Source organism: Paenibacillus tianmuensis (assembly GCF_900100345.1).
GTDB lineage: Bacteria > Bacillota > Bacilli > Paenibacillales > NBRC-103111 > Paenibacillus_G > Paenibacillus_G tianmuensis.
The window spans coordinates 1-14,842 of the sequence record NZ_FMTT01000016.1 but is presented as its reverse complement, the minus strand read 5'-3'; the positions used below and the strand labels follow the sequence as shown (position 1 = coordinate 14,842).

At 54.1% G+C, this 14,842-nt stretch carries 3 protein-coding genes; all 3 read left to right on the top strand.

Annotation, left to right across the window (positions count from 1 at the left end; translation table 11 throughout):
• Positions 1–521: 521 nt before the first annotated feature.
• Positions 522–2,315, top strand: a complete 1,794-nt coding sequence (locus tag BLO51_RS12390) for an ABC transporter ATP-binding protein (protein WP_245719642.1) — start codon at positions 522–524, stop codon at positions 2,313–2,315.
• Entirely contained in the window at positions 2,290–4,074 is a 1,785-nt protein-coding gene (locus BLO51_RS12385) for an ABC transporter ATP-binding protein (RefSeq protein ID WP_090671864.1), read from the top strand. Before BLO51_RS12390 ends, BLO51_RS12385 begins: the two co-directional genes overlap by 26 nt.
• Before the next feature lie 48 nt (positions 4,075–4,122).
• Positions 4,123–14,842 (top strand): non-ribosomal peptide synthetase (locus tag BLO51_RS12380; RefSeq protein ID WP_167670188.1); only part of this gene is annotated, 10,720 nt, incomplete at its 3' end.

The following is a 14,842-nucleotide window of genomic DNA, read 5'->3' as shown; positions in this document are numbered from 1 at the left end:
ATATAGAGTAATTAAAATAATAATTATGTCAATATTTGTATTGTAAGGTTTTTAATTCATATGATCAATGTTTATTTTTATAATGCATGGATCAAACCTGTTCCGGGCTTATGAAACTCATTGTGTTCTTTATAAAACGTGCCATCAAAGTTTTCAACTGATCGAAACCATAACTTTGTAAAACTGCTTGTAATTCTTTTATCCTCCGTTATAATGTTAATGTATACTTTATATGGAAATAACATAGCGCTTACAAAATGTTGATACAATGTTCATGTTAGCAAGAGATAATGACAGGAAAGAGAGGGTGAGAGTAAGGCAAGTGTCGACAGCTTCAAAGGTTATGACTTCATTCATCATGAAACGGGCCACAGACTTGTTCACCTATTGTGGGCTCAACATTTTCTCGCCAGTCACCTCCTCCCACAACAGGAGTATTTCCGATTATACAGATATGAAAAATAGTAAATTGGCTAGCGAATTGGTGGTCAGTTGATACTTCATGAACGGAGGAAGATATGTTGACTGAAAGCTCGCCGGTTTTTCGCAGACTCGTGCGTTATGTGAAGCCATTCTCGTTCTGGGTGGCGGTAACAGTCGTTGCTTCGCTGGCGCTCGCTGCCATCGAGATCATGCTGGGCAAGTTTTTCGAATGGATAGTGAATGGGGGGGCAGCCTCTGCCTCTATGATTTTCTTCCTGCTGGTAGGGATGATCGCGATTGGCATGCCGTGCCGGTACCTGATCAAATATGCATCAGCCCGCTTTAGTGTCAAGGTACTTCGCGATTTGCGCAACGAGCTCGTGCGCAGATTTGGCGATATGCCGCTTTCCCAAGCGGAACGCAAATTAACGGGCGATTTGATTTCCCGGTTAACGGGCGATACGGCGCTGCTGCAAAATTTTTTCATTCAGCACTTCGCCAATTTGTTTTATTTGCCTGTCGTTTTTATCGGCGCGCTGACCCTGCTTTTGCTTACACACTGGAAGCTGGTGCTGATCAGTCTCGTGCTGTTTCCTTTAGGCATGCTGGTTGCCGGACTGCTGACCCATACGCTGCGCTCGACTTCCGAGCAGATCCAGAATACCATGGGTCAATTGAATGCACTGGCGCAGGACTCTATCGGAGGCTTGGCAGTGATGAAAGCGTTTAACGCGCAGACGATATTTTATCAAAAGTATAGCGAACTGACGCAGCATGCCGTAAAGCTGGGCTTGCGCCTTGAAAAGCGGTATGCGGCGCTCGGGCCCATCGCTATTCTGTTCCTTGCGGTGCCTGTTATTTTCGTCGTTGTGTATGGCGGGCATTTAATCCGAATCGGTGAATTGAATGCCGGTAGTCTCATCTTGTTTCTTTACTTGCTGCCACTTGCCTTGCAGCCGGTCAGCTTGGCTCCTACACTGGTTGCCCAATTGCAGGAGGCTTCGGGCGCCTCCCGGCGGCTTTTCCATGCGCTTGACTGGCCTGTCGAAAGGCAAACCGGTTCCAAAGAGCAAGCTGGCTCGTGGGATGTTCCGGTCAGCGTCGATCGTGTATCCTTTTCCTACGATGGTAAAACGAACGTACTGAACGACATCAGCTTTCAGCTAAACCGGGGAGAAACACTGGCTATCGTCGGCGCAAGCGGCGGCGGGAAGACGACAATCTTTAAGCTGCTGTGCGGCTTTTACGAACCTGAACCGGGCGAAGGCACGATTCGTATTTTCGGCAGGCCTTTGTCCGAGTGGGATTTATCCGCGCTGCGGTCAAATATTTCCGTTGTCTCCCAGGATGCTTATCTATTTCCCGCTACGGTCGCTGACAATATCAGATTTGGGCGGCTGGGAGCTACCCGTGAGGAGATTATGGCCGCAGCCCAAGCAGCGAATGCCCATGACTTTATCGAGCAGCTTCCGCAAGGCTATGATACGATGCTGGGCGAGCGGGGCGGCGGATTATCCGGGGGGCAACGGCAGCGGATGGCCATTGCCAGAGCGATGCTTCGGCAGTCCCCGCTCATCCTGCTGGACGAGCCTACTTCGGCGCTTGATACGGTGTCCGAATCCCTAGTGCATAGCGCCTTAAAGCGTTTGGCTGATGACCGCAGCGTTATGGTGATCGCCCACCGGCTGTCAACGATTTTGCAGGCTGACCGTATCCTTGTCCTTGATCAGGGACGTATTGCGGAAAGCGGTACGCATGATGAGCTTTTGGCGCAAAACGGTGTTTATAAAAAGCTGTATCTCCATCAATTAACGAAGGAAGATGAGACAGCGCAGGGCACGGCAAGCAGGAAGGGGGGAGCGGACGATGTCCTTCAAACAAGCGTTCCTTGATTTCAAGCAGCTCATGAAGTTTATGCGCCCCCGACGCCATCTTTATTATACCGGACTGATCGGCGATAGCTTGGCCAACTCCGGACTTTCGATACTTATTGCTTTTGTGATCAAAGACCTGTTGAATTTTGCAGTCGGCGGGCAACTGGAAGATCTGTATGCGGCTATTACGATTGTGGTCGTCTCCGTTGTCGGATTGTGTATCTTATCGCCTATATTCAGCTATTTGTATTTGCGAAGCATCAGGCTGACCTTAGCCGAGATGCGGATGCAGTTATACAAGCATATTGGTAAAATCACGTTTCGTGCTGCGGAAGAACACCACTCCGGCGACCTGCTTTCGCGGATGACCAGTGATGTGCAAGTGGTCGAAAAAACGTACCATGAGCATTTAAGATCGATTGTTTCACAAATCACCATGGTAACCGGATCGATTCTTGTCCTATGCGCGGTCGATTGGCGTTTTGCCCTTGTCCTCGTCGTCCTGGCACTGTTGACCATAGGCATTAACGCGCGTTTTGCTCCCCGGATGCGCGCGATCGGCGACAAGCTGCAAGCGCAAATGGGCATATTGACAGAGCGCGTAGGGGATTTAATCGGCGGTCTCCAGATCACGAAGCTATTCGGTTTGAGGAACCAGATCGGCAAGCTTTGCGAGGAGGCCAGCGAGGAAGTTAGCGAGTCTGGCCTCAAGCAGGGCCATCAATCCGGTGTGCTGGAAGCCTGCAACTTCGCCGTTCAGTTTCTCAGCATGGGGGGGATTCTCGCCATCGGCTTATATCTCGTGTCCACACAGCAGCTTGAACTGGGGACGCTTGGTTTAATTCTTTACCTGCAAATTGGAATTTCAAGCACCTTTCTCCAGGTTGGGGCTGCGATTACGCTGATGCAAAACTCGCTTGCCGGTGCTGCCCGAATCCATCAACTGTTGGATGAACCTGTGGAGCCGGAAGGTGACAGGGCTACCGCTGCTCTGGCTGAGCTGGCCTATCAAGAGGCATCCGGCAATGTCCCGGCGCTGGAGCTTTGTAACGTTACCTTCGGTTACGAGCCGGGCCGCCCGGTGCTGCGGTGTCTGTCTATGTCTGTAACGGACGGGAAAGTGACTGCAGTAGTCGGACCAAGCGGGGGCGGTAAAAGCACGATCATGAAGCTGCTGCTCAGCTTTTACGAGCAGGAGTCTGGTCTGATAACCATTCAGGGCAAACCTCTAGAGCTTTATAGTATTAAAGAACTGCGAGAGCTCATTGCGTATGTCCCTCAGGAAGCATTTCTTTTCCACGATTCGATTGCCGGGAACATCCGTCTTGGACGCCCGGATGCTAGCGATGAAGAAGTGGAGAATGCGGCCCGGATGGCGCATGCCCATGCATTCATTACAGAGCTGCCGGATGGTTATGCGACAATTGTCGGGGAACGCGGTTCAACCTTATCCGGAGGGCAGCGTCAACGGATTGCGATTGCCAGAGCCCTGCTCAAAAATGCGCCCATTCTGTTATTGGACGAGGCTACATCCGCTTTGGATGCGGAGTCGGAGCATGAAGTCCAGCTAGCGCTTCAAGAGCTGATGAGGGGGAGAACAACGCTGGTCATCGCCCATAGGCTGTCTACCATAGAGCAAGCCGATTGCATTTGCGTGGTTGCCGATGGCAGCTTGGTCGAGCAAGGAACACACGAAGAACTGCTGGCCAAAGATGGCGTGTACGCCAAGCTTCACGATTTACAATATCACGCAGAGCAGGTCTTGGTGTCTGTATAACCTCTACAGTATCACTTTACGATGCGAATAGGAGTGTGTGAATTTGTCATGAAACAAGAGCTGGCAAACAATCAGATCTTTGATCGCGAGAAGGTGAAGCTGTATCCGTTGACGCAACCGCAGCAGCGTATTTGGTATACGGAACTGCTGTATCCAAATCGCAATGCGTCAACGATCATTCTTAACATCAAAATGAATGGCGCTGTAAATACAGATATTTTGAAACAAGCGATCGGTATTGTCGTGCAGCGCAGCGACTCATTCCGTATTCGTATTGCCAGTGATAACGGTGTCCCTTGGCAGTACATCGTGCCTTATGCCGAAGAGGATCTCGTGATTGGACACTTGGAGATGCCCCAAGAGCAGGCGGCCGAGTGGCTAAAGAAGAATAACGTTGTGCCGTTCAAGCTGCTGCATGCACCGCTGTATCAGTTTACGATTATCCGTATCCATGAAGAGGAAATTTGGCTTAGCTTGAGGATGCATCATATCGCCACGGACGGTGTGTCGATGATCGAGACGCTCGACCAAGTGACGGGCTTTTACCAAGAGCTTGCGAATGGGACCTTCGATGCCGCCAGTAGCTTGAAAGCTAATTCCTACCTTGATTTTATTCAAGCGGAGCAGGAATATGAGCAGTCAGACCGGTATCAGAAGGACAAAGCTTATTGGTTCGATAAGTTTAGCGAGTTTCCGGAGACGATCGGGCTCAAAACTTACAATCCCTTAACGCTTAGCACAGCAGGCAGAAGGGAGGGCGCCGAACTCAGCGAGGAGCTCCACAAGGGGATAAAGGCATTTTGCGAGGAGCACCGTATCAGTCTCTTTACTTTCTTTTTATCAGCCTTATATATTTACGTGCACAAGGTTACGCAAGAGCAGGATATTCCAATTGGTACGCTTTATGCAAACCGGACAAACAAGAAAGAAAAGGATACGATCGGCATGTTCGTCAGTACGGTAGCGACCCGGGTTCGCGTGGAGCCGGAGACCGGGCTGTTGGCCTTTTTGCAAAGCGTTGCGAAAGAGCAATCCTCGATTTTGCGCCATCAGCGGTATCCGTATAATAAAGTCATTCAAGATTTGCGCGAAACCCGTCGCAGTCAGGATATACAGCGTTTGTTCGGCGGGTCCATTCAATACCGGACGTACAGCTTTGCCAAATTTGGCGAATTCACCATGCAGCCGGACAATGATTTTTGCGGCGATATCGTGAACGATTTTGACATTCATATGGTGGATGAGCTCGACCGGGGAAAAATGATGCTCTATTTCGACTACCGGACCGAGCTGTTTGATGAGCAGGAAGTGGCGCAAATCATTCGTCAATTTCTAGCCGTTGCGGAGGGCATGATTAAAAGTCCGACGCAGACGATCCAACAGTTGTCTCTCCTAAGCGAAACGGAAAAGGAAACGATTCTTAACGTATTTAACGATACGGCAGCCGATTATCCAAGCGGACAAAGCATTGCTGCGCTTTTTGAAGAACAGGCGGGACGAACGCCAGAGCAGACGGCCATGGTCTGCGAAGGAAAGGCCTTGACCTACGGCGACCTCAACGAGCGAGCAAACCGGCTGGCCCGCACGATTCGCGCCCTTGGCGTTACGGCGGATGATACGGTTGGAATGATAGCGGAGAGGTCCACGCAAATGGTCGTCGGCATCTTAGGGATATTAAAAGCCGGAGGCGCTTATGTACCGGTTGATCCGGACTATCCTGAGGAACGCGTGCGTTATCTGCTGGAAGATTCCGGGGTCAACGTGCTGCTGACCGAGCGGAAGGAGTTAGTTACCGAACACTTTAAAGGAACGACCCTGGATATAAGCAGAAAGGAGGTTTATGACGAGGATGGTTCCAACCTGGAACCGGTAAGCGGACCTAACCATTTGGCTTATGTGATTTATACGTCCGGAACAACCGGTAAGCCAAAGGGAGTTATGGTTGAACAGCGAAATGTAGTCCGATTGGTTAAAAATACCGATTATGCTGCGCTGGATGAAACAACGCGCATCCTGCAAACCGGATCGGTCGTCTTTGACGCGTCCACGTTTGAAATCTGGGGCGCGCTGCTGAATGGCGGACAGCTTCATTTGGTGAATAAGGACATGATCTTGCATGCGGCCAGCTTGAAGCAGACGATTCAGGAAAAAGGCATTACAACGATGTTCTTGACCACTGCGCTATTTAATCAGCTCACACAGCAGGACAGCCGCCTGTTTGCAAGCTTGGACACCCTGCTTGTCGGGGGCGAGGCGCAGTCCGTGCCGCACATGAACCGCGTGCTTCAGGATAACCCCGGCTTCCGGCTCGTAAACATTTATGGTCCGACGGAAAACACGACCTTCTCAACGGCGTACGTGATTCCTGCGGAGCGGTCCAATACGGTGCCGATTGGCGGTCCGATCCGCAACTCAACGGCCTATGTTGTCGACAGCGCTATGAGGCTTCAGCCTGTCGGGGCATGGGGCGAGCTGCTGGTTGGCGGCGATGGGGTGGCCCGTGGCTACTTGAATCAACCGGAGCAAACGGCGGAGAAATTTATCGACGGCCCGTTCCGTAAAGGCGAGCGCTGCTACCGGACCGGTGATCTGGTACGCTGGCGGGCGGACGGTACGCTGGAGTATAAGGGACGGATTGATCAGCAGGTGAAAATCCGTGGATACCGCATTGAGCTTGGCGAGATTGAGGAGCATCTTCTGCAAGTGGAGGCGGTACAGGAAGCGGTGATCATCGCGCGTGAGGATGAAAACGGACAAAAGCAGCTGTGCGCTTATTATGTGGCAGAACGCGAGCTTGGTGCCAATGAGGTCAGAAGCGCGCTGTCCCAGGAGCTGCCGGGTTACATGGTGCCGTCGTACTTTGTACAGGTTGAACAGATGCCGCTTACGCCAAATGGGAAAGTGGACCGCCGGGCACTTCCCGCTCCGGAGGGCAGCCTTCAAACAGGTGCGGAGTATGTGGCGCCACGTACCGCCGTCGAGCAGGCGCTTGTCTCGGTCTGGCAGTCTATTCTTGGCGTGAAGAATGTCGGTGTGCTGGATAATTTCTTTGAGCTGGGTGGCGATTCGATCAAAGCTATCCAGGTTTCTTCACGATTGCTTCAAGCCGGGTATAAGCTGGAAATGAGAGAGCTGTTCCAATATCCGACCGTGGCGGAGTTGAGCAGATATGTACAAGAAGCCAGCCGGATTGCCGATCAAGGCGAGGTTTGCGGACTTGTTACGCATACCCCGATCCAGCTCTGGTATTTAGAGCAGAACCCGGCTGAACCACATCACTTTAACCAGGCGTTTCTGCTTTACCGGAAAGCGGGCTTTGAGGAAGCTGCGCTTCGCTCGGCGGTGGAGGCCATCGTCAAGCATCACGATGCCCTTCGCATTGTGCTCCGCAAGACAGAGAACGGCGTTTATGAAACCTGGAATCGCGGTACAGACGGGGAAGGCAGCGGACTATACGGGCTGGAGATCTTCGACTTTACGCAAGTGGAGCATGTAGCTGAAGCGATTGAAACGCAAGCAAACGCGATTCAAAGCAGTATCCCGCTTCATGACGGGCCACTGGTTAAGCTGGGCCTGTTCCGCTGCGCAGATGGGGACCACTTGCTGATGGCCATTCATCACTGGGTTGTGGACGGCCTATCGTGGCGCATATTGCTTGAGGATTTGACAGCGGGCTACGAGCAGGCACTCAGCGGTTCTGTGACGATCAAGCTTCCGCAAAAAACCGACTCGTTCCAAACGTGGGCTGACAAGCTGCTCGCCCATGCCGACAGCCCTGCCATGGAGCGCGAACGCCAGTATTGGCTGGAGTCGGGCGCTGCCGGATTCCTCCCGCTGCCCAAGGACTTCGCCGACGTCGGGACGCCGACGGTTGGCAGGAGCGAGGTTGTATCGGTCCGCTGGACCAATGAGGAAACCGAACGGCTGCTGAAGCAAGCGAACCGTGCTTACCATACAGAAATCAACGATCTGCTGCTTACTGCGCTTGGCATAGCTGTCCAGGATTGGACCGGGCATGACCGGATTGCGGTCAATCTGGAGGGGCACGGACGTGAGCCAATCCTTCCGGATGTGGATGTGACCCGTACCGTAGGCTGGTTTACAAGCCAGTTCCCGGTCGTGCTTGAAATGGGAAGCAGTGAAATGGAAAAGAACATTTCGCACCGTATCCGTACGGTGAAGGAAGGGCTGCGCCGGATTCCTCACCGGGGCATCGGGTTTGGCCTACTGAAATACCTGTCGTCCATGAACATTGGGGAACGAGTGTTTGCTCAAGAGCCGGAGCTTAGCTTTAACTATTTGGGCCAATTCGATCAGGACTTGGAGCAAAGCGGCTTGAGCTTATCCCCGCATCCAACCGGTGAAATGGTTAGCGTGCAGACGGTCATGAGGTACCCGGTTGACGTGAACAGCATGATCGTTGGCGGGGAACTGGAGATGACGATCCGCTATGATACGGAAGCGTTCCGGGCAGATACCATCAAACGGTTGGCAGGGCTTCTGCAAACGAGCTTGCGTGAAGTACTAGACCATTGCACGTCCAAGGAACAGCCGGAACTGACGCCAAGCGACCTGCAAATGAAAGGACTTTCCCTGGCGCAGCTTGAGCAAATTACGGAGTTGATGCGCCATGTCGGCGAGCTGGAGGATGTGTTTGCCCTGACGCCGCTGCAGAAGGGCATGCTGTTCCACAGCTTAATGGACCGGCAAGCCGGCTCGTACTTTGAGCAATTGACACTGGATCTGGAAGGAAGCTTCCGGGTGGAGGCATTCCGCCGCGGCTTTGAGCTGCTTGTGCAAAGACACCAGGTTCTGCGTGCCAATTATTTGACTGCGCTGGCTGACGAGCCGATTCAGGTGGTCATTCGCCATAAACCGGTCGACTTCAGCTACGAGGATCTGCGGCCGCTTGAAGCGGATGAGCGGTTGGCATACGCCGAAAGCTTCCTCCGCCAGGATAAAAAACGGGGCTTCGATCTTGAGCAGGGCGCGTTAATGCGCGTTTCCGTGCTGCAAACCGGCGATCAGTCGTACCGCTTGGTATGGAGCTTCCATCATATTTTGATGGACGGCTGGTGCTTATCGATCATGTTAGGCGAGGTGTTCGAGAGCTACCACGCTTATCTTAGCTCGAAGCAGCCGAAGCTTGCCTCTGTTACGCCTTACAGCCGGTATTTTGATTGGCTGGAAAAGCAGGAAGATCAGGAAGCGAAGCAATTCTGGTCTCAGGTTTTGTCCGGTTATGAGCAGATGACGTTACTCCCTCAATCGGACGCTGGGGATGCCGCAAGCGGATTTGCACCCGTTAAGCATATCTTCTTGCTGAACCGAGAATTGACCGAGAGGTTGAACCGTGTGGCCAAGCAGCACCAGGTTACCCTATACACGTTGATCCAAACGGCATGGGGCGTCATCCTGCAAAATTACAACAACAGTCCCGATGTTGTGTTCGGCAGCGTCGTGTCGGGCCGTCCTGCGGAAATTCCAGGCGTGGAGAGCATCGTCGGTCTGTTCATCAATACGATACCGGTCCGTCTTCAAGCAGTGCCGGGCGAAAGCTTCGCCCAGGCGATGATCCGCAGCCAGGAGCAGACCTTGAAAACGCAAAGCTATGATACGTATCCGCTCTTTGAAATCCAGAAGCTGACGGAACAGAAGCAGGATTTAATTAACCATATTATTGTATTTGAAAACTATCCGATGGAAGAGCAAGCCGAGCAATTGCTGATGAAGGGCGGCGGCGAAAGCGGATTTGCGATTTCGAACGTCGTGATGTCCGAGCAAACGACCTATGATTTCAACATGATTGTCATGCCGGGCGACGAGCTTCGCTTCCAGTTTGAATATAACGCGAACGCCTTTGATTTGGCTGAAATTGAGCAAATGCAGCACCATTTCGTGCATGTGCTGGAGCAGATTGCAGCGAACCCTGCTATTCCGGTGGACAAGCTGGAGCTGGTAACTGGGCAGGAGAAGGAGTTGCTGCTGCACGGCTTCAACGACACGGCCGCGGAGTATCCCCGGGAGCGGACGATTCATGAGCTGTTCGAGGAGCAAGCGGCCCGCACGCCTGAGCGGACAGCGGTGCTGTTCGAGGACGAGCGGCTGACGTACCGTGAGCTGAACGAGCGGGCGAATCGTCTGGCGCGGACGCTGCGCGCTGAAGGCGTTGGCGCGGATGTGCCTGTAGCGATCATGGTTGAGCGCTCGCTGGAGATGCTTGTCGGCATCTACGCGATTCTGAAGGCGGGCGGCGCTTACGTGCCCATCGATCCGGAGTATCCGGCCGAGCGCATCCGCTATATCGTCGAAGATTCCGGAGCCCGGTTGCTGCTGGCACAGAGCCGCTTTCTGGACCGCGTGCCGACGGAGCTGGAAGGCCGGGTTCTTGATTTGAACGAGGTGACGGTTTACGCCGAAGATGCGACGAACCTGCCCCTTGGCGCCGGTCCGCGCGACATGGCTTACGTGATCTATACGTCGGGCTCGACCGGCAAACCGAAAGGCGCGGCGATCGAGCATCATTCCGCACTCAACCGTATCCTGTGGATGCATGAGCGCTACCCGATTGGCGAGGCGGACGTGATTCTGCAAAAAACGACCTTTACGTTCGACGTGTCGGTGTGGGAGCTGTTCTGGTGGGCCATGGTCGGCTCAAGCGTTTGCCTGTTGACGCCGGGCGGAGAGAAAAACCCGGAGCTTATTTTGCAGGCGATCAGCCGTTATGGCGTGACGACGATGCACTTTGTCCCGGCCATGCTTCATGCGTTCCTGGATTACGCGGAGCAGCAGCCGAAGCCAACGGTCACGGAACAAACGTCCAGCCTGCGCCATGTATTCGCCAGTGGAGAAGCGCTGCCGCCGCAGCACGTGGCCCGCTTCCAAGAAGCGATTGGCCGGGTGAACCGGACGCAGCTGATCAATCTGTACGGACCGACGGAAGCAACGGTGGACGTGTCGTACTTCGATTGCGAGCCGGATGAGTCCTATGCGGTGATTCCAATCGGCAAGCCGGTGCACAATACACGGCTGTATATCTTGAAGGAAGGCACGGAGCAGTTGCAGCCAGTCGGGGTGGCAGGCGAGCTGTGCATCGCCGGGGTGCAGGTGGCAAGAGGCTACTTAAACCGTCCGGAATTAACGGCGGAGAAGTTTACGGCTGATCCATTTGTGGCAGGGGAGCGGATGTACCGGACCGGAGACCTGACCAGATGGCTGCCCGATGGGAACATCGAGTATCTGGGCCGGATCGACCATCAGGTGAAAATCCGCGGTTACCGGATCGAGCTGGGCGAGCTGGAAACCGAATTGCTCCGCATCGAATCGGTGCTGGAATCGGTCGTAGTGGCCCGTGATGACGGCCAAGGCCAGAAGTTGCTGTGCGCGTACTATGTAGCGACAAAAGAGCTGATGGCGGGCGAGCTGCGCGAGGCGCTGTCCAAGGAGCTGCCAAGCTACATGGTGCCGACGTACTTCATCCAGGTTGAACGGATGCCGCTTTCTGCTAACGGCAAGATCGACCGCAAGTCGCTTCCTGCGCCGGAAGCAAGCGTGCAGTCAGGCGAGGCCTATGCCGCACCGCGTACGCCAGAGGAGCGTGCGCTCGCGAATATCCTGCAGACGGTGCTCGGCTTGAGGACGGTCGGCATTCACGACAATTTCTTTGATTTGGGCGGCGATTCCATCAAGTCGATCCAGGTGGCGTCCCGCATGATGCAAGCCGGCTATAAGCTGGAGATGAAAGATATTTTCAAATATCCGACCATCGCTTCGTTGAGCGCTCATGTCCGTACAGCCGTCCGGCTTGCGGACCAAGGGGAGGTAACGGGTGAGGCGCCGCTAACCCCGGTTCAGCGCTGGTTCTTTGAGCATAATCCGTCTCAGCCGCAGCATTTTAACCAGTCGTTCATGATCTACCGTCCGGATCGTTTTGAAGAAGGAGCCTTGCGCCAGACGTTCCATAAGCTGGCTGAGCATCATGACGCACTGCGCCTGGTTGTCCAAGACAGCGGAAGCGGCTATCAAGTCCGGTACCGTGCCGTCACGGAGGGCGAACTGCTTGACCTTGCAGTCATCGATCTGCAGGACAGAGTGATGGACGATTCCTTAAACCATTGGATCGAGGAGAAGGCGACGGAAATTCAAGGCTCCATCGATCTAAACGCCGGACCGTTCGTCAAGCTGGGACTGTTCCGTTGCGCGGATGGCGACCACCTGTTGATCGCGGTGCACCATTTGGCTATTGATGTGGTGTCATGGCGTATCTTGTTTGAAGATTTCATGACGGGATACGAGCAGGCGTCAAAAGGTGAAGCGATCCGGCTGCCGCTGAAGACAGACTCGTTCCAAGCTTGGGCCCAGGGACTCGAACAATACACAGACAGCCCGGCTCTAGACAGCGAAAGGGCCTACTGGCAGCAGATCGAACAGGCATCCTGCCGCCCGCTGCCTAAGGACTATGCGTACGAACGCCCGCAGCTGCAGGACAGTGAGCTGATTACGCTAAATTGGACGCCTGAGGAAACCGTACAACTGCTGAAACAGGCGCACCGCGCTTATAACACGGAAATGAACGACTTGCTGCTCACGGCGCTCGGTATCGCTATTCAGCGCTGGAGCGGCCTGGAGGATGTGCTGGTTAGTCTGGAAGGGCACGGACGCGAGCCGATTATTCCGGACCTGGACATGACACGCACTGTCGGCTGGTTTACGAGCGTGTACCCGGTGCTGCTGTCGCAAGGAGCCGATATGACGCTGCGCGAGCGGATCAAGCGGACCAAAGAGCAGCTTCACGCCATACCGGATAAAGGTATCGGCTACGGCCTGCTAAGGTATCTATCACGGAAGCAGGAAGCTCCGGCGCTTCGGGCCGAGCCTGAAATCAGCTTCAACTATTTGGGACAGCTTGATCAGGACTTCCAGCAGCATGATATTCGCTTGTCTCCGTTTGCCGGCGGAATGACGGCGAGCGCTGATACAGCGCTGCGCTTTGCGCTTGATTTGAACAGCTTAGTCGTAGACGGGGCCTTGCAGCTCGCGATTAGGTACAGCGCTAAGCAGTACCGCAGGGAAACGGTGGAGCAGCTCGCTGGCCATCTCCATGCCAGCCTGCAGGAAGTGATTGCGCATTGCGTTTCGAAGGATCGCACCGAGCTGACGCCAAGCGATGTGTCCTTGAAAGGCGTAACGATTGAGGAATTGGAGCGGCTTATGCTGCAAACGGCGGCTATTGGCGAGATCGAGAACGTGTACAACTTGACGCCAATGCAAAAAGGCATCTTGTTCCACGGCCTGCTGGAAGCCGGCTCCGGGGCGTATTTCGAACAGACGTCGTTCGATTTGAAGGGCGAGTTCGAGCCGGGAGCATTCGCTCAAAGTCTCGACTTGCTGGTGCAGCGCCATGAAGCCCTGCGCACGAACTTCTTCACAGCGTGGAAGGAAAACCCTGTCCAGGTCGTATTCCGCAGCAAACGCGGCACACGGGTCTTCGAGGATCTTAGCGGGTTCAGCGCCGAGGAACGTGAAGCGGAAATCGCGCGGTTTAAGCGCGAGGATCGGGAGAAAGGCTTTGATCTCGCCCGTGATCCGCTGCTGCGCATCGCGATTTTGCGTACCGGCCCTCAAGAGCACCATATGATCTGGAGCTTCCACCATATCATCATGGATGGCTGGTGCCTCTCGATTGTGGCGCAGGAAGTGTTCGAAGCTTACTTTGCGCTAGTCGGGGGTAAGCAGCCTGAGCTATCCGAGGTATGGGCGTACAGCTCTTACATCGAATGGCTGGAGCGGCAAAACACGCAAGAAGCGTCTGCTTATTGGAGCAGCTACCTGTCAGGTTACGAAGAGCAAACCTTGCTGCCTGCCGGCAAGCCGGGGAACTCGGAGGACGTATCCGGTTATCGCGCGCAGCGTTACGACTATGAGCTTGGAAGCGAGTTGACAAAACGGATTCATCAGACGGCAAAAGCGCATCAAGTTACGATCAACACATTGATCCAAGCCGCATGGGGAATCGTGCTTCAACGGTACAACGGAACGGATGATGCGGTATTCGGCAGCGTGGTGTCGGGACGTCCTGCAGAAATTCCGGGCGTGGAGCGGATGATCGGACTATTTATCAACACGATTCCTGTCCGTATCCGCTGCGCAGGGGAGGAAAGCTTTGCTGACGTCATGAAGCGGGCGCAGGAGCAGGCGATTGCTTCCAATGCCTACGAAACGTTCCCGCTGTATGAAATCCAGACATTGACGGAGCAGAAGCAGGATCTGATTCGTCATATCGTGATCTTTGAAAACTATCCGGTGGACGAAAAGATGGAGCAGCTTGGCGGAGAGCATTCCGCGCTTCGATTGTCCGGCGTTCAAAGCATGGAGCAAACGAACTATGACTTCAACCTTGTTGTGCTGCCGGGCGAATCGATGAAGCTTTACATGGGTTATAACGCAGCCGCATTTGAGCCGAAAGCGATCGAACGGATTCAAGCCCATCTGACTTACCTGCTGGAGCAGGTCGTGGCGAACCCGGATATCCGCATCCGTGAGCTTGAGCTGGTGAGCGGGGCGGAGAAGGAGCAGATTTTGCATGCGTTCAACGACACCGCGGTCAACTCGCCACGCGAGAAGACGATCTACCAGTTACTGGAGGAACAAACGGTGCGGAGGCCGGAGCAGGTTGCTGTCTACTGCGAAGGCCAGCGGCTGACGTACCGCGAGCTGAACGAGCGGGCCAACCGCCTCGCCCGCACGCTGCGCAGCGCTGGGGTGCAGC

Bases quoted from the DNA above. Each gene is read 5' to 3' on its own strand.
- BLO51_RS12385 (WP_090671864.1), top strand. From the start codon at position 2,290: ATGTCCTTCAAACAAGCGTTCCTTGATTTCAAGCAGCTCATGAAGTTT.